Annotated in this window: 18 protein-coding genes; 4 read left to right on the plus strand and 14 right to left on the minus strand. The window is 64.3% G+C overall.

Annotation, left to right across the window (positions count from 1 at the left end; translation table 11 throughout):
• Positions 1–283: 283 nt before the first annotated feature.
• Complete coding sequence (locus AC1DJW_RS12820; RefSeq protein ID WP_476901573.1) at positions 284–1999, minus strand: amidohydrolase; 1716 nt, start codon at positions 1997–1999, stop codon at positions 284–286.
• 337 nt (positions 2000–2336) lie between these two features.
• On the opposite strand from AC1DJW_RS12820, the gene AC1DJW_RS12825 reads away from it, so the two are divergent.
• Positions 2337–3509 (plus strand): MFS transporter, encoded by a 1173-nt coding sequence (locus tag AC1DJW_RS12825; RefSeq protein ID WP_476901574.1) that lies wholly within the window; start codon positions 2337–2339, stop codon positions 3507–3509.
• Between the two features lie 71 nt (positions 3510–3580).
• Positions 3581–4993, plus strand: a complete 1413-nt coding sequence (locus AC1DJW_RS12830) for a pyridoxal phosphate-dependent decarboxylase family protein (RefSeq protein ID WP_476901575.1) — start codon at positions 3581–3583, stop codon at positions 4991–4993.
• A gap of 148 nt (positions 4994–5141) precedes the next feature.
• Here AC1DJW_RS12830 and atzF read toward each other — a convergent pair whose 3' ends face one another.
• Genes atzF through AC1DJW_RS12855 form a run of 5 tightly spaced genes read right to left on the minus strand, consistent with a single transcriptional unit; the run spans position 5142 to position 13910 of the window.
• On the minus strand, positions 5142–7088 hold the full coding sequence (atzF, locus tag AC1DJW_RS12835) for an allophanate hydrolase (protein WP_476901576.1): 1947 nt from the start codon (positions 7086–7088) through the stop codon (positions 5142–5144).
• On the minus strand, positions 7085–10783 hold the full coding sequence (gene uca / locus AC1DJW_RS12840; protein ID WP_476901577.1) for an urea carboxylase: 3699 nt from the start codon (positions 10781–10783) through the stop codon (positions 7085–7087). Before uca ends, atzF begins: the two co-directional genes overlap by 4 nt.
• A complete protein-coding gene (locus tag AC1DJW_RS12845) occupies positions 10780–11469 on the minus strand; it encodes an urea amidolyase associated protein UAAP2 (RefSeq protein ID WP_390280367.1) in 690 nt (229 codons plus the stop codon). The genes uca and AC1DJW_RS12845 overlap by 4 nt, the downstream gene beginning before the upstream one ends.
• The gene (locus tag AC1DJW_RS12850) at positions 11466–12353 is read right to left on the minus strand and encodes an urea amidolyase associated protein UAAP1 (RefSeq protein ID WP_476901578.1); all 888 of its coding nucleotides are present in this window, start codon (positions 12351–12353) and stop codon (positions 11466–11468) included. The genes AC1DJW_RS12845 and AC1DJW_RS12850 overlap by 4 nt, the downstream gene beginning before the upstream one ends.
• Before the next feature lie 42 nt (positions 12354–12395).
• Complete coding sequence (locus tag AC1DJW_RS12855; protein ID WP_476901579.1) at positions 12396–13910, minus strand: amino acid permease; 1515 nt, start codon at positions 13908–13910, stop codon at positions 12396–12398.
• 240 nt (positions 13911–14150) lie between these two features.
• Here AC1DJW_RS12855 and AC1DJW_RS12860 point away from each other — a divergent pair, with 240 nt between their 5' ends.
• Complete coding sequence (locus AC1DJW_RS12860; protein ID WP_476901580.1) at positions 14151–14834, plus strand: TetR/AcrR family transcriptional regulator; 684 nt, start codon at positions 14151–14153, stop codon at positions 14832–14834.
• Between the two features lie 337 nt (positions 14835–15171).
• A complete protein-coding gene (locus AC1DJW_RS12865) occupies positions 15172–16305 on the plus strand; it encodes an ABC transporter substrate-binding protein (protein WP_476901581.1) in 1134 nt (377 codons plus the stop codon).
• A gap of 190 nt (positions 16306–16495) precedes the next feature.
• On the opposite strand, the gene AC1DJW_RS12870 is transcribed toward AC1DJW_RS12865, so the two are convergent.
• From AC1DJW_RS12870 to AC1DJW_RS12905, 8 genes are all read right to left on the minus strand, one after another.
• A complete protein-coding gene (locus AC1DJW_RS12870; RefSeq protein WP_284755540.1) occupies positions 16496–17125 on the minus strand; it encodes a helix-turn-helix domain-containing protein in 630 nt (209 codons plus the stop codon).
• A gap of 29 nt (positions 17126–17154) precedes the next feature.
• A complete protein-coding gene (locus tag AC1DJW_RS12875; RefSeq protein WP_476901582.1) occupies positions 17155–18411 on the minus strand; it encodes an allantoate amidohydrolase in 1257 nt (418 codons plus the stop codon).
• A gap of 82 nt (positions 18412–18493) precedes the next feature.
• Complete coding sequence (locus AC1DJW_RS12880) at positions 18494–19633, minus strand: FAD-dependent oxidoreductase (RefSeq protein ID WP_476901583.1); 1140 nt, start codon at positions 19631–19633, stop codon at positions 18494–18496.
• Positions 19633–21006, minus strand: coding sequence for an FMN-binding glutamate synthase family protein (locus AC1DJW_RS12885; protein WP_476901584.1), 1374 nt, complete (start codon positions 21004–21006; stop codon positions 19633–19635). The genes AC1DJW_RS12880 and AC1DJW_RS12885 overlap by 1 nt, the downstream gene beginning before the upstream one ends.
• Before the next feature lie 11 nt (positions 21007–21017).
• Complete coding sequence (locus AC1DJW_RS12890) at positions 21018–21728, minus strand: GltB/FmdC/FwdC-like GXGXG domain-containing protein (RefSeq protein ID WP_390280381.1); 711 nt, start codon at positions 21726–21728, stop codon at positions 21018–21020.
• Entirely contained in the window at positions 21716–22624 is a 909-nt protein-coding gene (locus AC1DJW_RS12895) for a class II glutamine amidotransferase domain-containing protein (RefSeq protein ID WP_476901585.1), read from the minus strand. Before AC1DJW_RS12895 ends, AC1DJW_RS12890 begins: the two co-directional genes overlap by 13 nt.
• Before the next feature lie 29 nt (positions 22625–22653).
• Positions 22654–24057, minus strand: coding sequence for a type III glutamate--ammonia ligase (gene glnT / locus AC1DJW_RS12900; RefSeq protein ID WP_476901586.1), 1404 nt, complete (start codon positions 24055–24057; stop codon positions 22654–22656).
• 274 nt (positions 24058–24331) lie between these two features.
• A complete protein-coding gene (locus AC1DJW_RS12905; protein WP_476901587.1) occupies positions 24332–25867 on the minus strand; it encodes an APC family permease in 1536 nt (511 codons plus the stop codon).
• Positions 25868–26038: the final 171 nt, after the last annotated feature.

A 26038-nucleotide genomic window follows, 5' to 3' on the forward strand; every position in this document is an offset into this window, starting at 1 on the left:
GCATCCCGGCGGGCCCGCTGCCCACGATGAGCACGTCGACCTCCTCCGGAAGGTCCACGGGCCTGTTGACGCCGACACCGGCGGCCGGCTGGACCCGCGGGTCACCGGACACATAACCATGATGGTGGAACTGCATGGGCTTTCCTCACTTCGTCGTGTGGTTGTTCATCGCCACCCTTTGTGGTTGGGTACTCGGCAATTGAACACGGTATTCAATAGCCAATGCGTGGTTCAGATCCGTTCGCTGCCTAGAAGGACCATGCAGTGCGGATTGCCCGAGGTCTTACATGACGGACTGCCTTCGGTCATAGACTTTCTTGCCTTCAAAGTACGTTGCTTCGACTCTTGTCGCATGAATCTCATGCGCGTCGATTGCGAAGATGTTTTGATCCAACAGGATGAAGTCGGCGGACAGTCCGGGTTTGATCGAACCCGTTACCGCGCCCAGACCCATGGCGGCTGCCGGGTTTCTAGTGAATGCGGCTATGGCATCACTAACAGTCAGCTTCTGTGAGGGGTTGAGTTCGCCAGCTACAGTCGGGTCAATGTTGGCCCTGGTCACAAGTGTTTGAATTCCGATCCATGGGTCCGGAGAAGGCAGTACGCACGGCCAGTCGGAGCCGGCTGCAAGAAGCGCCCCGGAATCAATCAAGTCCTTTGTGGCCCAGCTTGCATTCACAGTCTCAGCGGGGATTTGGTTCCCGATGCTTTCCTGAATGACGCCTGGGTACCAAATATACGGAGAGGCATCAGGTATTACTCCCAGCGCCGCAAATCGTGGAACGTCCGCCGCGTCCACGAACTCGACATGAGCGATCTGGAACACCGGACCCGGCCCGCGCCTTTCGCGCATGATTTCGATTGCGTCGAGCGCCAGCCGAACGGACGCGTCGCCCGTGGCGTGAAGTTTTCCGCTCAGGCCGCGGTCGTAGCAGAGCTCAATGGCTTCGAGGAGCTCTTCAAGGGTCCAGTACGAGGAACCGACGTAACCCGGGTCTTGCTGGTCATGGCAAACATAAGGCCGCAGCATCGCTGTGGTCCGCGTCATCGGAACGCCATCGAGCACAAACTTGACGAAATCCGGGCGCAGATGTTCACTCCTGTATCCGGCGGCAATTCCGAAGAGCTCTTCGCCGACATACCCGGATTCGATAAAGGGGCGCGCAGGCATGGACCCTACAACCCAGGCAGACATCTCACCACTGGTTTCGATGGCCGAAAGCGCCTTCCAGGAATACTCCATGGTCGCGGCGTCTTGAACCGCCGTGATCCCGAAGGAGTTCACGACCTCGAGGGCCTTTTTCAGTGACGCAATGTTGCGAGAGTCGGGATCCGCGATCGAAGAATCAAATGCTGCCTCGGCGTTTGCCGAGGCGAGTTCATGCAGGACCCCGGTAAGCCGACCCGTGGTGTCGCGAACATAGCTTCCGCCTTCAAGATCCGCAGTGTCACCGGTAACTCGCATCAGATCGAGTGCGCGCGTGTTCACCCAGCGGTTGTGCATCGAGTCGTCTCGCAGGAGTACGGGTCTTCCGCCGGCCGCTTCATCGAGCGATGCCAGGTCGTATACGTTCATCACGGCGTCCATGACGGTGCTGCCGACAATGCCACCGACAATCCACTCATCGGGCCCCAAATTTGCAGACCAGCCCTTGATCTTCTCGAAGATTACCTCTTTCGAGTCGGTGGGCAGAATGGGAAGCTCCCATGCTGCCTGACTACCGCCGAGGCCCAGATGAATATGTCCATCACTCAGGCCTGGTAGAACAAGTTTTCCGCCGGTGTCGAGAACGGTCGTTGTATCAACTGCAAACCCGCGGATTTCGGCCTCTGAGCCGACCGCGACTATCTTTCCGTTCTGCACCGCAAAGGCTTCAACCCACTCAATTTGGGGGTCTGCTGTATAGACCGGGCCCCCGACCACGATGAGCTCAGGGGAAAGGACATCGTTCACGATTCTCTCCTTGGGATTTGATGCGCTTGAACACTGGGTTTTCATTGCCCAGTGTCCTCTGCAAGGTTGCAGGTAGTCTTCGCCTCACGCGCACAGGAGTATTCGCAGGGCGCACAGATATTGCAGCCCGGGCATTGGCGGGCAGAGGTTGGATCTCCCGGCTATCGGTTCGGTGGCTTGGAAATCCCCCGGACGATCCAGTGACAGCCGCGATCGATGAGTGCTCCTATATTTCCCGGTGCAGGATCGCGAGGCCCGTAGTGAACTCCGCCCAGGCAGCTTTAGTCAACTTCTCTGCGCGCAAAGAAAAGTGCGAGATATAGGTCACATCTACATTAGGTCTATTCGACGAACAACCATTCCTCATTGAAAGCCACTTCCAATGACAAGTCTCATCAAAACCCCTGGAGCCGCAGTGTCGACCTCAAGCCGAGGGACATACACGTACATCGCCGCATACAGCGCCGTGCTTTACACCGTACTCCTCATTGCCCCCGTGATCGCAGGCAAGTTGATAACTCAGTTCGCACTGACGCCAGTGCAGGTGGGGGCCCTGTTCTCCCTCGAACTAGGCGCCTTCAGCTTGGCAACGGTCCCCGCCTACCTCTGGCTCAATCGCGTAAACCTGCGGACGGCCACCTACGTTTTCACTACTATCGTAATAGCCGGCAACGTCGTGTCCGGATTGCTTGATGACTTCGGCCTGCTGATGGCTACACGCGTCGTTACATCGCTCGCGGCAGGGTCCATTACGGTGATTATTCTTACGTTGAGCGGCAAAACCGCCAACCCGAGCAGAGCGTTTGGCGTTTTCGTCGTGTGCCAACTGGCTATGGGTGCACTGATCCTGGCCGTCTTTCCGGCATTGTTCTCTCAGGCGCCTGTGTCAGCTATCTACTGGACGCTAGCCGGGCTCGACGTTCTCTGTCTACTGGTGGTCAATGGCATCGACGGAAACGCGCTAAGACAGTCGATTCCCCGGGACCACACCCGCGCTAGGGTTCCTGCGGTCAGATTTGCATTGGGCCTGGCCGCGGTCCTGTTGTTCTATGTTGCACTCAGCGGCGTGTGGTCCTTTATCGCACAGATTTCTGCGGGTGCTGGAATCGATCTATCTTCGAGCAGCCTTGTTCTGTCACTCGCCACGGTCGCGGGTATCGTGTCCGCATTGACGGCGACGATTCTCGGCGACACCCCACAAAGGAAGCTCTACCTCATCGCGGGATACGCGGTCATGTCGATAAGCGTCGCTTTGCTCTTTGGAACACCAGGGCTGGCGCGTTTCGCAATGGCCGCCGTCATCTTTAAGTTCGCTTGGACCTTCATCCTGCCCTACCTGCTATCCACGCTTGCTGATCTTTCCGGCGGTGGCCACATCATGAACACAACCAACCTCATGATCGGCGCCGGTTTTGCCATCGGGCCAGTGGTCAGCGGAGCTTTAATCCAGTCCGCCGGGGGCGCGTTTACAGGCATGCTCATGCTCGGCGTAGTCGGTGTGTTGACCTCCTTGGTCTGCATTTTGACAGCACAGCGGAAAGTAGTGCACGCCTGATTCCCGTACGACCAAAAATACCGTAGGCCCCACAGCGCTGCGGAACCCCCGACAATTCAAAGGACAAGAACATGACCTCGATGCTTCCGGGAATGAGCGCGGATGCAGAACTCCCACTGAAGGATTCGGTTGAGAAGGCGATTTCCGCAGTCTCTCGATGGATGGAAGAGTACGGGGACTTCAAGCCGCACCCAACGATGGACGTTAAGGCCGACCTCCTCGCTGCCGTCCACGATGATCTGATCAACAGGCTCCGTGATAACTATCCATTTTTTCATCCTCGTTACATCGGGCAGATGCTCAAACCGCCTCACCCCGCGGCGGTCGTGGCCTACGTCACTGCGATGTTGATTAACCCGAACAACCACGCCCTCGACGGCGGTCCGGCAACGGCCCGAATGGAGAAGGAGGTTGTCGCACAACTAGCCGAAATGTTCGGTTATGAAGAGCACCTCGGGCACCTGACCAGCAGCGGAACGATTGCCAATCTCGAGGCACTCTTTATCGCGCGCGAAATCCACCCGCGCAAGGGCATCGCTTATAGCGCGGATGCTCACTACACACACAGCCGCATGAGCCACCTTCTGGGCATGACCAGCCACTCAGTGCCCGCCGATGCCGCCGGCAAAATGGATCTGAAAGCCTTGGAGACGATTCTGTCCACTGGAACGGTCGGAACGGTTGTCATGACAGCCGGGACAACCGGACTCGGGGCAATTGACCCCATCGATCTGGCACTGCCAATCTGCGAAAGGTACGGGGTGCGGGTGCATGTGGATGCCGCCTATGGAGGGTTCTTCAGGATAATCGCCGACGACTCCGTTGACGGCGTGGCCCGCGCTCCCTTTGAAGCCATCGCTCACGCCGATTCCGTTGTTATCGATCCACACAAGCATGGCCTGCAACCATATGGATGCGGGGCAGTAATCTTCCGTGATCCAAGTGTGCAACGCCACTATGTACATGATTCGCCTTACACCTATTTCACTTCTGAGGATCTTCACCTTGGAGAGATTTCCATCGAATGTTCGCGTTCGGGAGCAGCCGCCGCAGCACTGTGGATGACTTTTCGGCTCCTCCCGCCGACTGAAGAGGGGCTCGGCCAAGTCCTGCGCGCGGGGAGACGTGCGACCGTTGCCTGGGCAGAGCGAATTAGAGCGTCCGAGGAACTTATCCTCTTCCAGGAGCCGGAACTGGATATCCTGACCTATCTGCCCGCCGAATCTACGTTGTCAGAAATCGATCGTGTCTCCGGCCATGTCTTGCAGGCCGGAATCGCACTTCCGCCAAGCGAGGCCCTGTATGTTGCTACCTATGACGTTTCGGCTGCAGACATGGCGCTTCGGGGCTTCAGCTTGGAGGCGGACATCGAACGAGGCCGCATCCTACGCAGTGTTCTCATGAAACCAGAGACTGAGGACATCGTCGAAGAACTCAACGAACGTGTCGAGAACCTAGTACGTTCAGCGCACGACAGATCGTGACACTAAGACACGGGACCGTCGGTGGCTTAGACAGCTGCTTGGGCGGGCTGCACTTCGGCCCCTCATGCCCAGCCCTGCTCCCGCTGCCGGAACGGACTCCGAGCCCGACAGACACGCCCGGGCATGTTGGCGGAGGCTCGCCTTCTTCCTAAGCTCTCCCCCGCTGCAGCCCCCTGACGAGCGCTTTGCCGACCTCGCGCCAAACGCCCTTCCAGGCCGGTTCCCGTTCCACCTCTGCCGTACCGTCGGCCTCCACCTTGGAGCCGGACTCGGCGGTCTGGGCCGCCTGGGCGGTCTGGGCGGCGAGCCAGTCTCCAAAGTGCGTAATGTCCTCGCCCCGGGACGCCGCGACCGCGTCGCACGCGAAGCCCACTGCGCTTGAACCGTCACTCAGCAGCACGGATCCCAACAGCATGGGTTCGGGCAGCTCCGAGAGGAAGGAGCCCAGGGCCGCCTGGGAGAGCAACCATCGCTCAGCGGCGAGTTCGGCGCCGTCGTCGGAGCGGACCACGCCAGGTTTGGGCGGCCGGGTGTCCAGCGAGACCATCCGGTACCGGGGCGCTGTCCTGACGGGACCGTCCCAGAAAGCGCCAAGCCGTTCCAATTCCGGGACCAACGGCTGGCCCTTCCGGTGGGCGCCCACCACCACCAAGGGCACGACGGCGGCCCCCGCCGCTGCGGGCCACGGCACCCGCCGCAAGGAGGCCGGGGCCGGCGCGGCGCCGGTCGCGAAAAGCCCTGGCCTCGCCGGGGTGTACTCGACGCGCCGCGCGATGTCGGCCACGACGGCGTCGTCGAAGGTCCGGCCGACCACCGTCAGGCCGAACTGCGATGCCCCCGGCGCCCCGCCGTCGTCGGTTCCGTCGCTGTCCACCACAATGCCGGCCGGAACAGCTACGGCGCACAGATCGAACAGGTTACAGAAGTTCGTGTACGTGCCCATGCGGGAATTCACGCCTAACGGATCCGCCGCGACCTCTGCCAGCGTCGGATGGAACGGCGCTGTCGGCACGATGAGGGCGTCAAAGCCTTCAAACCGGGACATCGCCTCGCGCTTCAGTTCCTCCAGCGCCCCGGTGTCCGCCACATACTGGTGGGCGGGCACGCGGCCGGCCGCACTGACGATGCCCGCCACGGTCGGATCCAGCCCGACGCCGGAGTCAGCTCCACCGGAAAGTGCGCTGTCGATGAAACTCCCGACGGCGGCATAGCGCTCGGCGACCAGCGCGCCGTCGTATAGCAACCGTGCCGCCTGCAGGAAGACATCGAATTCGATCGGCTCCGCATCCACGCCGGTAGCGCGCAGACGCTCGATCTGGACCCCGAACTCCACAGCCCAGGCGCGATCCAAGGCCGGGAGGTCCGCCGGATAGGCGACACGCGGCTTCGAGGGAGCGGCCATGCGGATGTTTGTGGGCCACGTCCGGCTCTGCCCGGCCATGACGCCCATCGCGAGTTCGGCGGTCTCCAGGTCCCGGGCGAGGATGGTGGCCGTGTCCCAGGATCGGCAGGCCGGGACTATGCCGGCGGTGGAGACCACGTTGAGGGTGGGTTTGATACCGACGATTCCCTGTAGTCCTGCCGGGACACGGCCGGAGCCGGCCGTGTCCGTACCGATGGCGATGTCCACGAGTCCCAACGCCACAGCCACAGCCGAACCCGAGCTGGATCCCCCGGAGATCCGGTCAGGCCGGCGTGAATCCCGGACTGGACCGTAGGGGCTCCGCGTGCCCACCAGGCCCGTGGCGAACTGGTCAAGGTTTGTCACGCCGAGCACCAGGGCGCCCGCATCGCGCAACCGCGCCACGGCTACCGCGTCCTCCGTCGGCACATAACCGAACCCCGGGCACGCCGCCGTCGTTGTGAGGCCGGCAACGTCCACGTTGTTTTTGACCGCCAGCAGGAGCCCAGCCAGCGGCAGTTCGGAGCCGGATGCCACCGCGGCGTCAATGCGGGCCGCTTCGGCCAGCAACTCTTTTTCTCCGCGGATTTCAATCCAGATCTCGGGCCGGTCCACGTCGTCAATGGCGGCCAACGCGTGCTTGACGCGTTTGGCGGCCGTGGCTGCACCGATCTTTGTCTCCTGGGTGGTCATGCTGCTGCCTCTTCCAGTTCAGGTTCGCTCAGTTCATCCGCGCCCACGAGCACCACGATGGCCTCACCGGCCACCACTTGGGAGCCCGCGGTCGGCAGCACTTGGTGGACCACCCCGTCGCACGGAGCTGACAAGACGGTTTCCATCTTCATGGCCTCAAGGGAAACCAGCGGCTGTCCTTGTGTCACACGGTCTCCGGGGGCGACGTCCACCTTCCAGACGCTGGCGGCGAACGGCGCCGTAACGAGTGTTCCGCCGTCGGGCACCACTACTTCCCCGGGATCGGGAACGGCGACGGCGGCTACGGCTTCCGCGCGATCAAACTCGCCGGCGTTCTCCCAGGCCCGCCGCTCGATCGCGAATGCCGCCGCCTGCCGCTCCCTGAAGACGCCGATCGATTCGCGGTTCTCCGCCAGGAACGCCTCGTGTTCGGCAAGGGAGAAGGTGCCGTCCTCGATCTCGACACCCCGGCCGCGGCCGGCGGCCATGTCGGCGCGCAGGTCCAGCAGCTCTTCGGGGCTGACGGGGTACCAGGAGATGCGGTCGAAGAAGCGCAGCAGCCACGGTGATCCGGGTTCGAAGGGTGCGGAGTCGGCGTAGCGGGACCATACCTGGGTGGTGCGGCCGACGAACTGGTAGCCTCCGGGGCCTTCCATGCCATAGATGCACATGTAGGCCCCGCCGATGCCCACCGCGTTCTCCGGCGTCCAGGTCCTGGCCGGGTTGTATTTGGTGGTAACCAGCCTGTGCCGCGGGTCAAGCGGCGTGGCCACGGGCGCGCCGAGATACACGTCGCCTAGGCCGAGCACGAGGTATTCGGCGTTGAAGACGGTGTCGAAAACGTCATTCACCGAATCCAGGCCGTTGATGCGGCGAATGAACTCGATGTTCCACGGGCACCATGGAGCGTCGTCCCGGACACCGGTCATGTAGCGTTCGATCGCCTCGCGCGTGGCGGGGTCGTCCCAGGACAGCGGCAAGCTGACGGTGCGGCTCGGCACCACGAGCTCGGAACTGGCCGGCAGCGCGGCCTCGATCTCCTGGACGAGGCCCAGCAGCAGCCGGGTGGGAAGGATCGATGGGTCCACCTTGATCTGCAGTGAGCGGATCCCGGGCGTAAGGTCCACCACTCCGGGGATGCGGGCCTGCTCGATGTGCTGGTGCAGGGCATGGACCCGCGCGCGCAGGCCGAGGTCCAGCACCATGTCGCCAAACTCCACCAGAAGATTGTCGTCCCCGGACCGCCGGTACGTGACCGCGGGCCGTCCCTCGCTTCCCGCCACGCGACGCAGCACGCCGTCGTCGCCGTCGCCCTTTGGCGTCCGGGCTCGCACGACGGCGGCTAGGCCGTTTGTGCCGGTGCCGGCACCGCCCGGCAGGATCAGCTGCCGTCCCGGGCCAAGGTCCTTCGCCGACGGAGCCTGGGAGTCCGTCACCGGCACGAAGCGGACTTTATCGCCCGGACGCAGCTGGCCGAGCTTCCAGCGTTCTCCGCTCACCACCGTGACCGGGCAGACGAAACCGCCGAGGCTCGGGCCGTCAGGGCCGAGCAGGATGGGGGTGTCGCCGGTGAAGTCCAGGGCGCCCACGGAGTAGGGGGTGTCGTGGATGTTGGAGGGGTGAAGCCCTGCCTCACCGCCGTCGGTACGTGCCCAACGCGGCTTGGGGCCGATCAGCCGCACACCTGTCCGTGCCGAGTTGAAATGCACCTCGTAGTCCGTCGCGAAGAGTTCGTCGATGTCCTCGCGCTTGAAGAACTCCGGGGCGCCGTGTGGACCTTCGACCACCCTCAGTTCCCAGTGGGACGTCAGGGCGGGGCGGCTCTCGACGGGAACCGGCCACGAAGGGAGGTTGTCCGATGGCCCGCCAGCCGAACGCAGCACGTCACCGGCGCGGAGCACGCGGCCGCCGTGGCCGCCGAACTGACCAAGGGTAAACGTGGAGGCACTGCCGAGGTAGTGCGGGACATCGAGCCCGCCTTGGAACAGGACATAGCCGCGCAACCCGGCCGCATCGGCGGAACCGATGTCCAGCAGGCCGCCCGCGGGGACCGTGATGGGTTCCCAGGCTGGGACAGATTCGCCGTTGAGGGTGAGGCTCACGTCGGCCCCGGTCACGCACACGGTAGTGGCGTGGGTGAACCGCAGAGCGGGCCCGGCCATGGTGAATTCCAGGCCCGGGGCACCCTCCGGATTGCCCAAGGCCTTGTTCCCCAAGCGGAAGGAGAGATCATCCATCGGGCCGCTGGGCGGCACCCCGACCTTCCAGAGTCCGGTTCTGCCCGGCCAGTCCTGAACGCTCGTCTGGAGGCCCGGGCGTTCCACGGTGATGCGGGGTTCGGGATCGCCCACGGTGTCCAGGGTCCCTGTGGAATGGTTCGCGGCCCGAACCGCGTCGAGTCCGGTTACTGCGCGCAACATGCCCAGATTGGTCTCGATGCCGTCGATGCGGGTCTGAGCGAGAGCATCTGAGAGGGCGTCAAGCGCGGCATCACGGCTGTCGCAGAAGGTGATGAGTTTGCCGAGCAAGGGGTCGTAGTTGGTGGACACCTCGCTGCCGGTCTCCACCCACGCGTCCACCCGCACGACGTCGGTGCTCGGGTACTGCGCGTTGGTGACGGTACCCGCACTGGGCTGGAAGTTGCGGGCAGGGTCCTCGGCGTAAATACGGGCCTCGACCGCGTGGCCCGTCACCGGAACGCTTTCCGGGACACCCGCGAGGACAGGCCGTGCTTGGGCCAGGTTGAGCATCCACTCTACGAGGTCAACGCCGGTGATCGCCTCGGTCACCGGGTGCTCCACTTGTAGTCGGGCGTTGACTTCAAGGAAGGAGGCCTCCTTCCGGACGGGATCGTAAACGTACTCAACGGTCCCAGCCGAGCGGTAGCCCACCGAGGCACACAATGCACGGGAACTGCGGTGGAGCTCTTCCCGGAGCGCTGCCGGCAGGTCCGGCGCAGGGGCTTCTTCGAGCACCTTCTGGTGCCGGCGCTGCAGGGAACAGTCGCGATCTCCGAGGCTTACCACCCGGCCTTCGCCGTCGCCGAAGATCTGCACCTCAACGTGGCGGGCGTGTTCGACGTAGCGCTCGGCGAACACTCCCGCGGTGCCGAAACTGGAGCTCGCGAGGCGGGCCACGCGGGCGTAGCTTTCAGTCAGTTCTGCTTCGTTCCGGCATACGGCCATGCCGATACCGCCGCCGCCGCCGGTAGCCTTCAGCATCAGGGGGAACCCGATCTCCCCGGCGGCTCCGATGGCGGCGTTGAGGTCTTCAAGCAGGCCGGAACCGGCAATCATGGGCACGCTCGCTCGCTGCGCCGCGTCCCTGGCGGTGTGCTTGGTGCCGAAGATCCGCAGTTGTTCGGGGGTCGGACCGACGAACACCAGCCCGGCGGCTTCCACGGCCCCGGCGAACCCGGCATCTTCGGAGAGGAAACCGTAACCGGGGTGGATGGCGCCGGCGCCGGTGGAGGCGGCGGCCGCCAGGATGGCGTCGACCCGGAGGTAGGACTCCTTGGCCGGCGCCGGTCCGAGCAGCACGGCTTCGTCTGCGAGGCGAACATGCTTCGCGCCGCGGTCCGCCTCGGAGAATACCGCGACGGTCCGCAGCCCGAGCTTTCGGGCGGACTCGATGATCCGGCAGGCGATCTCGCCGCGGTTGGCGACAAGGAGGGTATCAAAACGGTTCACTGTCATGCCTCCGGGCGGGTGACGATCATGCGCACGGGCGTCGGTTTGAAGCCGTTGCAGGGGTTGTTGATCTGGGGGCAGTTTGAAACCAGGACCAGCACGTCGGTTTCGGCCCGGAGCGCCACGCGCTTACCGGGAGCGGAGAGCCCATCCACGATGCCGAGGGCACCGTCGGGATCGACCGGCACATTCATGAACCAGTTGATGTTGGAGACGATGTCCGGCTTTCCCAGTCCCCATTTGGACCCCTCGATCAGGAAGTTCTCCACGCAAGCATGCTGTTCATGGGTGTGCTGGCCGTAGCGCAGTGTATTTGATTCCTGCGAGCACGCTCCGCCGATGGTGTCGTGGACACCCACCTCGTCAGCCTCCACGGTCATCAGGGCGTCGCCATCGTCCGAGCGGAGGACGGACCCCGTGGTCAGAATGATGGACTGCTGGGCGGCAATGGTGACGGCGGCAGAATAGCGAATGGCGACGTCGGTCGCCGAGTAGAGAAGGCAATCCACGGCCTGGTTGCCCTCGAGGTCCACGATGGTCAGGACATCCCCCGCTGCGACCACGGCCGACCAAGGGCCTCGGGCTTCAACGTATTCGTCAAGGATGACGCGTCCGGACACCAGCGCAGCGGACTGGACGCCTGGCTGGCAGTGGACGTCTGGCTGGGGAGCTGTGGCAGTGGCGGCGGTCATGCGGAGGTCCTCGCTTTGTGGTCGTGTTCGGTGTTCTGCAGCGCCAGAAGCTGCTCGGGGCCCGGTTTTAGCCCAAGTTCTCCCGCGGCGAGTGCCCACAGGTCCTGCGGCGCCTGCCAGGCGACGATGTCCACTGCACTGCCCGTGAAGGTCGGGCGGGGGTCGAGGGGATGGGCGGTGTTGGCGAGGACCAGCACCAGGTCCATGTGGAGCAGGAGTTCGACGCCGGGCCCCGCACCGGCACTGCCGTCGAAACGGATGCCGCCGCCGGGGTCGACCGTGATGCCCTTGAAGAAGGACACCGACGGCGGTAGCTCGCGCTGGCTGATCCCGTGCTTGAGTGCGCCAAGGGTCAGCAACTCGCGGCCGGCCGGTGACGCGCTGTGTGCGCTGCCGGCACCGTACTTGGCCTCGTTGCCGGCCCGGTTTGTGGTACCGGTGAGGGCGTCGTGGCGCCCCGAGGAGTCGGCGACGACGGTGGCCATCAGTCGGCCGGCGTCGGAAAGCAACGGATGGCCTTGCCCGAGGTAAGCCTGCCACGGGACCTTGACGGTATCCGCGACGTTGATGCGCTCGTGGTGGGAGCCGCCGCGGAAGAGAACCGCGTGGACGCAGGCGTCGCCGTCCGTGTCGGTCAGACGGATCCGCGTCCCTCGCGCTAGTTCGATGTGCGTGTAACGACCGAAGGCCAGCGATTCGGCCCACGTGACGGCTTCGCGAGCCCGGGCGTCCAGCCGGGCCGTGAGCCGTTCCGGAGCCGATACGGCGGGCACGTGGATCATGGTGTTGGCAGTTCTGGCGTGCTGTGAGCGTGCATGGGCGCGGGCGCCTGCTGTCGTCGCCGTCCCAACGACCGTTTCAGTGGTTTCAAGAGTGTGCGTCATGTCAGTTCGTTTCTGCGTGGCGGTTTCGTTTTCGTGTCGGCGTCAGTCGGCCCGTGTGAGGTCAGCTACCTTCCGCTTCCGCACCCAGATGCCAAGGAGCAGCACGGCGCCCACTATCAGCGGAGCGGAGAACAGCAGTAGTCCGTTGTCGCCAGCGGGGTCATAGACCTCGGGCCGGGGCCAGGCGAGGTTCACCACCATCAGGGCGCCGTAGAGGACTGCGAGGATGTTGACCGGAAGCCCCCAACGTCCGAGCGAGAACAGCCCTTCGGGCATCGTCTTGCCCGTGCGGACCCAGTCTCCGCGCAGCCGGTTGATCAGCAGCGGCACCGTGACCAGCAAGTAGGCGAGGTAGAGCATCACGATGCAGACGCTGCACAGGGACGTGAACAGCGCTGGATTGCCGATGTTGATGGCCAGTACGGCGATCGCGAGCAGGCCCACGATGACTGAAGGCCACAGTGGGGTGCCGCTGCGCGGGCTGACGGAGGACAGTGCTTCCGCCGCGGGGAGCTGGCGGTCGCGGGCCATGGAGAAGACCAGGCGCGAGCCGGCAGTCTGGATGGCGAGGGTGCAGACGAAGATGGCGATCGCGACGTCCACCAACAGGATCTTGCCCCAGAAGGTCCCAAGAACGGCGGTCAGCACGTAGGGCAGGCCTTGGCTGGCCAAGTTGCCGTCATCGAGGCTCGGGGCCGCCATGAGGGCACCGATGATCATCAGGCCGCCGCCGAGTCCGGAGATCAGCAGGGCGGAAATGATGGTGCGAGGCGTGGTGCGCCGCGGGTTCTTGGTCTCCTCGGACAGTTCGCCCGCGGAATCGAACCCGACCATCACGTAGGCGGCCATCAGGCCGGAAACGAGGAACGCGCCCACCGGGCCGAGGTCCGAACCGCTGACGAGCTGCGTGTCCTGGACGACGTCGGGGCCGCGCTGCGCCACGGAAACAAGCGCCAGGATCACGGCGGCGACGCCGACCAGTTCGCAAGTGACGCCGATCGAATTGATGTGGGACATGAGCTTCACGCCGACAGCGTTGATGGCCGTGGTTGCGACCAGCAGCACAGCCCCGAGAATGACCGCATTGCTCGCCCCGGTGACCGTATTCAACGCGGGGTCGCCGCCGACGAGCTGAAATCCGTCCCAAAGCTGGGGCAGGACCACCTGAAGGGCGATCGCGGCCGCGGCCGCGGTGATCACTTGGGCGATGGACATGAACCAGCCGGCGAACCAGCCAACCGTTTCTCCGCCGACTCGCCGCGACCACTGGTAGACGGCACCGGAAATCGGGTACCGCGCAGCCAGTTCGGCGAAGTTCAACGCCACCAGCAGCTGGCCGAGCAGAACGATCGGCCAGGTCCAGAAGAAGGCCGGCCCGGCAAAGGAGTACCCGAAACCGAACAACTGAAAAATGGTGGTCAGGATGGAGACGAACGAAAAGCCTGCAGCGAAGGAAGCGTATCGGCCTAGTTTGCGATGCAACGTCGGCTGATAGCCGAGCGACGTCAGGTCTGCATCGTCGGCGTGGGAGGCCGCCGTCGAAAGGGTGGAAGTCATCGGTTTCTCCGTGTCTGGAACGGGGGGAGGGTGACCTCGGAAGCGGTAGTCTCTGACAGCATTCCGTAATACCGGTCAATTGATAGTTTTCCAGCGGGATGTCCCGTTCCCGTTTCGCCAATGTAAAAGGTGGATGACGGCGCATTTCAGGCTTATGAACATATCCTCACCGGAAGGCTGGACTGCCGGACGGCGTCGGAATCGGGCACGTCGGCACCTCAGGCGATGTAAGAATGTGGGGTGACCTCAGCCGGACCGGGCAGACCCCGCAAACAGCAGCCAGTTCGCCCAGGTGCCACCGCTCGGGACGAAATCCTCGATGCGGCGGCCGAGTTGTTCACCAGCCAGGGCTTTGCAAACACCTCCACCAGGGCCATCGCGGACGCTGTTGGAATCCGCCAATCGTCGCTCTACCACCATTTCGCCACCAAGGACGAAATGCTGGCGGAGCTCCTTGACGGCACAGTGGCAGGAGGGCTGGCCTTCGCGAACGCCCTACATGCCAGCCCGCCGCCGCCCAGTTCGCGCGCCGCGGCCGCACGCCTGCACGCCGTGGCACATTACGACGGAAGCCAGTTATGCAGCGCCCGCTGGAACCTCGGTGTCCTCTACCATCTACCAGAAGCCCGCGCGCCGAGGTTCCAGCGCTTCATGGATGACAGGCAGCGACTCCGGCAGTTGTACCGGGAGCTGGGGCAAGCCGTTGAGGAACTCACCCCGGAAGAGGACCAGCATGGCGCGGCATCGATTGGCGACCTCCTCTTCCGCTTGGTCGAATCCCTGATCAACCTGCGTGCCGATGGTTTGGTAGGCGCCGATTCAGCCCTGCAGACGGCAGACGCGGGCATTGTGCTTGCCGGGATGGCTGCAGACCTGGATGAAGTACGGGACATAAGCGCGGGGATGATCCGCGAATTCGGGTAGGTCCGCCATCTCAGGGCCTGGAATTCCAGCCTCGAAATGAGCAGGGAAATCCGCTTTCCGCAAAACTATTTGGCCAGCTGCGATCTGCCCGCCCTGCGAACCGTGAGATGAAGGTTTTAGTCCTCTCATGACGCTGTGCGTCGGGAAATTAATCTGCGCGTCTCCCAATTACCGCTGGTGTCATGTCCCGTTGTCCGCATGCAGCGGGCGTCCGTAATCTCAATCCATCCACGGCGTCCGAAGGGGCCTCGCGGATCATCCTCTTCACCCCCGACAACTCTCCGTTCCCAGGCCTGGACCACAGTGCAGGCCTCCCCAACCCTGAAGGAATACTTCCGTGTCATCACCTCATGACAACTCGACCACGCGCATCGTCGCGGGCGAGAGCAGCAAGCCCAAGCGCCGCCGCACGCTCGAGATCGGCATCGCCGTCGGGCTCGTCCTGCTGATCGGTGCCGGCGCCGCCGTCGCATCGGTCGTCGCGAAGAACAACGAAACCCAGGCCGCGGCCTCGACGTCTCCTGCCGCCGAGCTCCGGCTCGGCTACTTCGGCAACGTCACCCACGCCCCGGCGCTGGTGGGCGTGAGCAAGGGCATCATCGCGGGCAAGCTGGGCGGCACCAAGCTGAGCACCCAGATCTTCAACGCCGGACCGGCCGCGGTCGAGGCCCTGAACGCCGGCGCCATCGACGCCGCGTACCTTGGCCCGAACCCGGCCATCAACTCCTTCGTCCAGAGCAAGGGAGCGTCCATCAGCATCATCGCCGGCGCTGCCTCCGGCGGAGCGCAGCTGGTGGTCAAGCCCGGCATCAACACCGCGGCGGACCTCAAGGGCAAGACCCTCGCCTCGCCGCAGCTCGGCGGCACCCAGGACGTGGCGCTGCGGGCCTGGCTGGGCAAGCAGGGCCTGAAGACCAACCCGAACGGCGGGGGCGACGTCGCGATCAACCCGACGGACAACGCCCAGACCCTCAAGCTCTTCCAGGACGGAAAGCTCGAAGGCGCGTGGCTGCCTGAGCCGTGGGCCTCGCGCCTGGTGCTCCAGGCCGGCGGGAAGGTCCTCGTGGACGAGAAGGACCTGTGGGACAAGGGACAGTTCCCCACCACGATCCTGATCGTGAGCAAGAAGTTCGCCGCCGACCACCCGCAGACCGTGACCGCCCTGCTGCAGGGCCACGAAGCCTCCGTCAACTGGCTCAACACCGCCTCGGCCGCGGACAAGGCCGCCGCGATCAACGCCGCGCTGAAGGCGACCGCGGGCAGCACCCTGCCGGCCGACGTGATCGACCGCTCCCTGAAGAACATCACCTTCACCGTGGACCCGCTCGCGGGAACCTACAAGAAGCTCCTCCAGGACGGGGTCGACGCCGGCATCACCAAACCGGCCGACATCAACGGCATCTTCGACCTCCGCGCCCTCAACAGCGTGACCGGGCAGAAGACCTCCGCAGCCGGTCTCGGGCAGGAATAGCCCGCCAAGACCCAACTGGCTCGCAATAGTTGTCGTTTTGAGGCCTCAAAACGACAACAACTGCAGGGCCCACGCCGCCACCGCCTCCCTGGCCTCGCTTGCGAGGCCAGGGAGGCGGTGGGGACAGTTGGGTGCCTTCCTTTGCTCTCAGGAACGCTACGACCACGACCAGGTCCGGAGTGAGCTGTTACTAGTGCGCCTGCCTCGCCGCTATGGCGAGGAACCTGATGGGCAGGTCCAACAGTTCCAGGGGGCCATGAGGTCCTTCGCCGTCCAGAAGAAGTGAATCCCCGGGTTCCATTGTGTATTCGTACGCACCGTGACCGTAAATCATCTTTCCCGAGAGTATGTAGATGAATTCAGTTCCTGGGTGCTGGAACAGTGGGAAGACATCCGAGGCATCCGTGAGAGTCACCAGGGTCGGCTCTAGCGCGTCCGTGCGGCCCTTGAGGGTGCCCAGAACACGGTACTCATGCCCGTGCTGTGTTCCGCTGCGGACAGTCAGGCTGCCTTGGCCGTCCTTTGTAAACGTCGCGTCCCGGTCAGTGTCAGCGCCCCTGAAAAGTGCTGTGACAGGAATCTTAAGTCCATCGGCAAGTCTTTGCAGGGTGGTCAGCGAACAAGACGTGCTGGCGGTCTCGATTTTTGAAATCATCGCTTTGGACAACCCAGTCCGGGCTGCGAGTTCGGCCGACGAAAGCCCCTCTGCGTTCCGGTAGTGGCGGACTTGGCCAGCGATGATCCGCTCAAGCTTACCGGCCGCTTCTTCGGTCGCGGTCCGGTTGGTCGCGCCTATTTCTTCGCCAAGACTATTCATCATTCAGCCATCATAGGTGGCTACTGCCGTCCTTAACCGAGCACCCGCGCCTCGCCCAACAGACCTGCCAGAATATCTGCCAAAGCCGAGGCCCCTGCTTCAGCGTCCGCGTCCTCGACCAGTTCCTCGGGGGAATGCGAGATGCCGCTGGGGTTCCTGACGAACAGCATGGCGGTGGGGATGTGGGTTGCGAGCACTCCAGCGTCGTGGCCGGCCCCGGTATCCAGGACCGGCGCACCGGGGAGCAGGGCCTGGAGCTGGTCCCGCAGGCCGGTGTCGAAGTGGACTGTGGGGCTGAGCGATTCAGTGCCGAAGGTGACAGTGCAGTTTTCTTCGGCGGCGATGACCTGGGCGTTGAGGTGGATGGATTCGACGAGGGCGGCGGTGACTTCGTCCCTGGGGTGGCGGACGTCGATCCACAGGTCGACGCGGGAGGCGATGACGTTGGTGCCTCCGGGGACCGGCTGCAGGCGGCCCACGGTCGCGCGGGCGTCCCTGTAGTTCCTGGCCGTGTCGCGGATGCCGATCATGATTTTGGCTGCGGCGATCATCGGGTCTTTCCGGTCTTTCATGAGGGTGGTTCCGGCGTGGTTGCCCTGACCGTGCACGGAGAGCTTCCACCGCCCGTGGCCCAGGATGGAGGATCCGATCGCCACCGGTTTGCCCAGGTCGACCAGTCCCCTCCCCTGTTCGACGTGGAGTTCAACGAACAGGCCCAGTTCCTGGAGGGTTGTGTGGTCTGCGCCGATGAACCGGGGGTCTTGTCCATTGGCCGCAGCCACCTCGGCGTAGGTGTTGCCCTCGGCGTCTTTGAGCTTGCGGGTTTTGTCCGGGTCCAGGGCTCCGGTGAAGAGCCGGGAGCCCAGGCAGGCGACGCCGAAGCGGGATCCTTCCTCTTCCGGGAACACCGCGATCGCCAAGGGTCGGCGCGGCCGGACGCCGCGGGCCTTGAGGATGTCGACGGCGGCCAGTGCCGAGGCGACACCCAAGGGGCCGTCGTACTCGCCACCGCCGGGAACGGAGTCGAGGTGGCTGCCGGTGACGACGGCGTCCTTGCGAATGCCGGTGCCGGTGTCCCACCAGGCCCAGATGATCCCGTTGTTGTCGGTGGTGACCTCCAATCCGCGCCGGTTCGCCTGTTCGATGAACCAGCTTCGCAACTCGGTTTCCGCGTGGGAGAAGACGGGGCGGGAGTAGCCGCCGCGGTGTGCATCCATCCCGACGCGGGAGATGTCCCGCATGAGGGCGGTGACGGTGCCGGTTGCCGCTTGGGTCACCGAGGAGGTCATTGGCTGGGTCCGTTTCTGTGGGTGTGTCGTCTGGCTTTCAGGGATTAGTCGGCGCTGAACCGCCTAGGCGGTGCTGAACGGGTCAGCTGGCGCCCACCTTGGCGGTTGCGTGGCGGAACCGCGCCGGGATCTTGCCGGTCCCGGTCGCCAGCTCGGCGGCCCATTGCCCGATCAGGGGCGCGAATTTCGCGCCGTGCCCCGAGCAAGGCGAGACGATGGTGAGGCGGCCGGTCTGGTCGATGAGGAAGTCCTCGTTGGGGGTGTTGGTGAACAGGCAGGTGGTTTCCGCGTACGGTTCGGGGTCCAGGCCAGGCAAGTACTTCCGGACGTAGTCCACCACCCGCCGTCGGTTGACCGGGTCCACCAGGCCGGTCTGCTGAAGAGCCGAGGGGATGAATTTGCCGCCGTTGTATTCGGCGACCTTCTGGCCGGCGAAGCCGGCATCCCGTCCTCCCGGCAGCCCGTACGTCTGGATGTCCGCGCTCTTGTGGATGAAGGTGGGCCACGGAGCATCGTCGGAGCGGTAGCGGAAGTGGTAGGCCTGTTCCTGCCGGACGGTGAACTCCGGCAGCCCGGCCAGGAACCCGGCAGGAAGGGACAACTGTCCCAGCAGTGAAGGCAGCCAGCCGCCGGCGCTGATGATGACGTTGCCGGCGTCGAGCGTTTCCCAACCGTCAGAAGACAGCCTGTAGCCGGATCCCCGTTTGTCCACCCGTGCGACGTTCCAACCGGTCAGCAGCCTCGCGCCGAGCTTGACCGCCTGTTCGATCATGGCGTTGACTGCGCTCTCGGCGTCGATCACGCCTGCACCGGGGTGCCAGAGCACGGCGGTGTCGAAGGCGATGTGCGGCCAGTGCTCCCCTGCTTCTACCGCGCTGAGGAGTTCGTGTTCGACGCCGGTCTCGGCGAGGATCCGGGCGAGCTGCTCCGGTTGCCGCTCGGGGCCGTAGTCCACCGCCCCGAAGGGCGTGATGAGTTCCAGTCCGCTGGCCCGGTGCAGTTCATCCCACAAGGCTTTGGATTCAATGACCGCCCGGGTGTAGAACTCGTCCGGGTAGGCGTAGCGGAAGATCCGGGCGGACCCATGGGAACTGCCGTCGTGGGCCGCCGGCTGCGTGCGTTCCAGGATCGTCACGTCATGGCCCCGCAACGCCAGCTGCCAGGCCGTGGCGGCACCGGCAAGACCGGCGCCGACCACGACGTATTCGGAAGACTCCGGCATCACTTCGCCCCGGGAATCCAGTTGGTGCCGGCCAGGGGCACCCGCGCCATGGCGGAGGCTTCGATGGTAAGGGCCACGAGGTCCTCGGGTTCCAGGTTGTGCAAGTGGGATTTCCCGCAGGCCCGGGCAATGGTCTGCGCCTCCATGGTCAGGACGCGCAGGTAGTTGGCCAGGCGCCGCCCGCCCGCCACCGGGTCCAGCCGGGAGGAAAGCTCGGGATCCTGCGTGGTGATGCCGGCAGGGTCGCGTCCGTCCTGGAAATCGTCGTAGAACCCTGCAGCCGATCCCAGGGCGGCGTATTCGGCGGCGTAGCGGGGGTCGTTGTCCCCCAGCGCGATCAGCGCGGCGGTGCCGATGGCGACGGCGTCGGCACCCAGGGCCATGGCCTTGGCGACGTCGGCTCCGGTGCGGATGCCGCCGGAGACGATGAGCTGGACCTTGCGGTGCAGGCCCAGTTCCTGCAGGGCCTGGACCGCCTGCGGAATGGCGGCGAGGGTAGGGATCCCGACGTTTTCGATGAAGACCTGCTGCGTGGCGGCGGTGCCGCCCTGCATTCCGTCGACGACGACGACGTCGGCTCCGGCCTTCACGGCCAGGGCGGTGTCGTAGTAGGGGCGGGAAGCACCGATCTTGACATAGATCGGTGTTTTCCAGTCGGTGATCTCGCGGAGTTCGCCGATCTTGATTTCCAGGTCGTCCGGCCCGGTCCAGTCCGGGTGACGGCTGGCGGAGCGCTGGTCAATGCCCACCGGGAGGGTGCGCATACCGGCAACCCGTTCGGTGATCTTCTGGCCCAGCAGCATGCCTCCCCCGCCGGGCTTCGCGCCCTGGCCGAGCACGATTTCGATCGCGTCGGCTTTGCGAAGGTCGTCCGGGTTCATGCCGTACCGGGAGGGCAGGTACTGGTAGACGAGGTGCTTGGACTGGCCGCGCTCCTCGGGCGTCATGCCGCCGTCGCCCGTGGTTGTGGACGTCCCCACTTCGCTGGCGCCGCGTCCCAGGGCCTCCTTGGCGTTGGCGGACAGCGCGCCGAAGCTCATCCCGGCAATAGTGACGGAGGTCTGCAGGTGCAGCGGCCGGCTCGCGTGCCGGTCGCCGAGGACGACGTCGGTATCGCACTTTTCGCGGTAGCCCTCCAGCGGGTAGCGGGACATGGAGGCGCCGAGGAAGAGCAGGTCATCGAAGTGCGGGACCTTGCGCTTGGCGCCCCAGCCGCGGATGTCGTAGACGCCGGTGGCGGCTGCGCGCTGGATATCGGCGATGGTTGCGCGGTCGAACGTGGCGGATTCGCGCAGGCCAAGCTCCTCGGTGTGCTGGGCGGGGATACCCCCGGCGCGAAGAACAGAGTCCTGGGGCAGTGAAGTGATGGTCATGGGAGTGTCCTTTAGTACGAGGCCGAGTTGTGGACGCTGAAGTGGTAGAGGTTCCGTGCCGAGCCGTAGCGTTTGAAGTCCGCCGGGTTGTCGGTGCGTCCGGCAGCGGCAAGCAGGCCTTCCAACTCCTCAAGGTGTTCGATGTTCATCGGCTTTTCGATGCAGTCCGCGCCCAGGGAAGCGACGGTTCCCTTGACGTAGATCCGGGCTTCGTAGATGGAGTCACCCAGTGCTTCGCCGGCGTCGCCGCAGACCACCAGCCGGCCGGCCTGGGCCATGAACGCGGACATGTGGCCGATGTTCCCGCCGACGACAATGTCCACGCCCTTCATCGAGATCCCGCAGCGGGCCCCGGCGTTGCCGTCAATGACCACGAGCCCGCCATGTCCGGTGGCCGCCGCCGATTGGGAGGCGTCGCCTTTCACGTGCACCGTTCCGGACATGATGTTCTCCGCGAGCCCGACGCCGGCATTGCCGCTGATGGTCACGGTGCCCGTTTTGTGCATCCCGGCTGCGTAGTAGCCGGCATGGCCATTGATGGCGACGCTGATGTCGGCGTCGATTCCGACGGCGAGGCTGTGCTTGCCGCCGGGGTTGGCGACGGTCCAGGACTGGCCGTCGGTGGCCTCGTGCAGGGCCTGGTTCAAGGCCCGGACCGGGCTGTCGGCCAGGTCAATGGTGGCTGTTGGGGTTGTTGTTTCGGGGGCTGTCAGAGTGACCATGTGTAGACCTTTCCGGGTTCCGGTTCAAAGATGCGGGCTGTTTCGATGCCGGGCAGGGACGCCAGGGCACGGTATTCGGACGCCATGGCCACGTAGTCCTCGGTTTCGGCGATGATGGCGGGCTTGCAGGCGATCGGGTCCCGGACCACGGCCATGCTGTCCGCGGTAGTGACGACCAGGGTGTAGAAACCGTCGAAGACCTTGCCGAGGTTGATCAGGGCCGTCTCCAGGTCGTCGCCCTGCTGCAGGCGCGAGGCGATGTAGCGGGCGCCGACTTCGGTGTCGTTGTCCGAATCGAACACGACCCCTTCGCGCTTGAGCTCCCGGCGGATGGTGGCGTGGTTGGAGAAGGAGCCGTTGTGGACCATGCACAGGTCGTCCGCCACTGAGAAGGGGTGGGACCCGCCGGCAGTCACGGCGGACTCGGTGGCCATGCGCGTGTGGGACAGGCCCTGGCTCCCGGCCATGGCCTCCAGCCCGTGCTCGGCGGCGATGTCCATCGGATGGCCGACGCTCTTCATGACCGCCACGTGTTCGCCGCGGCCGATGACGGTGGAGCCCGGGAGGGTTTCGCGCACCGCCTTCACCAGCAGATCGGTCCCGACGGCGGCGCTCACCAAGGTGGTGTCGCCCACGACCCTGACGGCCGGCGTCGCCGACGGCGAGAGCAGGCTTTCCAGTGATTCTGTGATCTCACCGAGCGGCAGGCCTTGGTCTTTGCCGAGGAGGCTGAGGGTGGAAGTGCCTTTGGAAACGAGGCCCGGGGTGTCGTAGACGGCCAGGCCGGCGGAGTCCGGTCCGCGGTCCACGATCTGGCACATCATGGAGGACAGGAGACTGCCCATTTCGGGATGCAGCGAGGGGTTGCGCAGCTGCAGCGCGGCAATTCCGCACATTGGTGTGTCCTTTGCTAGTAACGGGGTTGTCAGATCGAGGTCAGGTAGGTGCGGATTTCCCAGTCGCTGACCTGGTTGTGCCAGCTCAGGAACTCTTCTTCCTTGGCATCGGCGTAGTACCCGCCGATCGCCGCATCGCCGCTCAGGCTCGAGAGCATCACCGGGTCCCGACGCAGGGCCTCGACTGCGTGCAGGAGCGTCGCGGGCAAAAGGTGGGCACCTTCGCGTGCTTCGCCGGGGCCGGACGGCGCGCCGGGGTCGGTGCGGTTCGTGACGCCGTCGAGCCCTGCTTCGATGGCCGCGGCGATGGCCAGGTACGGGTTGGCCGAGCCGTCCCCCGAACGGAGTTCGATCCGTTTTTCGTCCGGGACCCGGATCATGTGCGTGCGGTCATTGCCTCCGAACGAGGCCTTGCGCGGTGACCAGGTGGCTCCGGATGAGCTGGTGGTGGCGCCCGAGCGTTTGTAGGAGTTGACCGTCGGGGCGAGGAACGCTTGAAGGGCCGGCGCATGCTCCAGGATGCCCCCGATGAACGAGTAGGCGAGGTCCGAAAGCCCAAGTCCCCTGCCGCCGTCGTCCGCGCCATCGTCGTCCCGCGGGAACAGCGCGTCCGCGCCGGACCACAGGGACAAGTGGAAGTGCAGGCCGGTGCCGGTCCGGTCGGTGAACGGTTTAGGCATGAACGTTGCGGTCATGCCGCGCTGTTCGGCGAGGATGTTCAGGATGTAGCGCAGCGTGATCACGCGGTCGGCCGTGGTGAGGGCGTCGGCGTAATTGAAGTTCTGTTCAAACTGCCCTGCGGCGTCCTCGTGGTCGTTGGCGTAATTGCCCCAGCCCAGGCCGTTCATCGCCTCCGAGATGGAGGTCAGGTGTTCGTACATGCGGGTGACGCCGCGGGCGTCATAGCAGGGACGCGGCGAGTCATCGCGGGCGTCGGCGGTGCTCAGGGAGCCATCGGGGTTCTTGTTGACCAGGAAGTACTCCACTTCGGCGCCGACCTTGGCCTGCATGCCCTTCTCCCCCAGGCGGGCGAGCGTGTTTTTCAGGATGACGCGCGGGGCGTAGGGCCACGGAGTGCCGTCCACGTGCGGGTCGCAGTGGATGATCGCCAGGCCCTCCTTGATGAACGGCACAGGCGTGAAAGAGGTGAGATCGGGTATTGCGATGAGGTCCGAATCCTGGGGCTTCTGCCCGATCAGCCCGGCGGCGTAGCCGGCGAATCCCATCGCGCCGGCCTCGAGCTCGTCCGCGGCTTCGACCGGGACCAGCTTGGCGCAGGGCTTGCCGGTCATGTCCACGAAGGTGGCCAGCAGGAAGCGCACGTCATGGGCCTTTGCGATGTCGGCCAGGGAAATCTGTCCGGCCTCGGCCGGCAGCCCGGCGTTTGATAGCGCTGATGCGCTCAGTACTGCAGGGGTTGCGACACTTGTCATCGGAACTGTCCTGTTCAATTTGGTGTTACCTAGCGGGAAACGTTGTTGAACCACAGTAGTCAGAGTGATGTTACAGCGGCTCTCCAGGGACGTTAAATCCATGTTTCGCGGTGAGAAGAAAAGTCAGCCGTATGCAACAGATGAACTGACACTGCGGCGACGCAGTTATGTGCCTAATGCGCTCAGCAGCCAGGCCCTCGTTCGGTTGAGGACCCGACTGCTGAGCTGTTGAGTGATTCTGTCCGGGCGAACGGGGGTTAGACGCCTGCCTTTTCTAGACGCCTGCCTTTTCCGGGACGAGGGAGAACGTCGCGATGCCGGTCGCGGGAATCGCATCGGCTGCCGGCGCGGTTCCGCGGAGGTAGGGTTTCTTCCACCGCATGTAGAGCAGGCCGGCGCCGACCACGAGCGCTGAACTCAGCAACGTCAGCCAGTTCTGCCACCATGGCCCGTCCGGAGTACGAGGCCACGCCATGTTGATCATGCCGGTCACTCCCCAAGCGAGTGCCAACACGTTTACGGGCACGCCCCATTTGCCCAGCTTGAACTGACCGCCGGGCTTCCAGCCTTTGAGTCGTGCCCGGAGGGCCGCAAGGACAACCATTTGGAATGCGAGGTAGATTCCCATCGTCGCGAAGGACATGATGGCCATCAGCCCCTCTTCAGAGAATTTCGAAAGCACGACGATCAAAGCAGGCGCGATTCCGGCCAGGAGCAACGCGAATGGCGGCACTCTGCGGCTCCCGCTAAACCTCGTCCATAGACCGCTCAGCGGCAGCATCCGGTCGCGGCCCATGGCGTAAGTCAGGCGGCTCGTCGCCGCCTGGAAGCTCAGCAGGCAGGAGATGAAGGAGATCATGACGACGGCGAGGACCACTTTGACTCCGACCGCTCCGAAGGCGGATGAGAGGACAGAGTGGACCGGGTCCGCGTCCGCGCCGGACATGACGGCACCGAAGTCCGGAACGGCGAGGAGTAGCGAGAGGCATACGAACATCGACGCCGCTCCCCCGATGTAGATTGTCACCCTCATGGCCTTAGGAATGGTTGTCCCGGGATTTTTGACTTCCTCCGCCACATCGCCACAGGCCTCGAAGCCGTAATACTGGAAAATTCCGATCAAACCGGCCGCGGCAAATGCGGCGAAGTACCCATCGCCTCCGCCCGCACCGAATGTCTGGAAAATGACCGAGATATCCTGGTTTCGGGAGGCGATCAGCAGCCAGCTGCCGACGACGATCGCCCCGCCGAGCTCGGCGATCAGACCGATCATTGCCACGGTATTGAGGATCTTGGTCCCGCAGAGGTTCAACGCGGTGGAGATGGCGATCAGGACGATTGCCGCCGCAATGGTTGTGTCTACTCCGGGTTCGAATCCCAAGAGGTCTGCCACGTACGGACCGGCTCCGTAGCCCACGGTGGCAATGCTCGTCAGCAGGGCGAACAGATAGATCCATCCGCTCATCCAACCCCATTTACGGCCCCAAAGGCGTCGCGACCAAGGGTAGATACCACCGGCCACGGGGTAGCTCGAGACTACTTCGCTAAAGACCTGGGCTACGAGGAACTGGCCGGCGCCCACGATAACAAGCGACCAGATCATCGGCGGCCCACCGATGCCAAGGGAGCTGGCGAACAGGGTGTAGATACCGACAACCGGTGACAGGTAGGTGAAGCCGAGGGACACATTGCCCCAGAACGTTACATCGCGCTCGAATTTCGTCTCATAGCTGTAGCCGAGTTCGCTGAGATGTTCGGCGTCCCCATCCGTCTCTGGCGAAGGGGGGTGGGGGGTTGTGATCGTAGTCATTACACTCCTTGGATCAAGGCAACTAAGGGTTGATACGGCTTGGGAAGGTGAAAGGTCTGGCGTCTTCGTCGGCGGCGAATATCTCAAGGGACCGAAGCCCGAGTTGAATGAGTGGCTCGACGTGGTTTTTCAGATGACAACTGATATGAAACCAGTGTGACTGACAGTGAA

The sequence above is a fragment of the Arthrobacter sp. 05L417 genome, assembly GCF_056397865.1.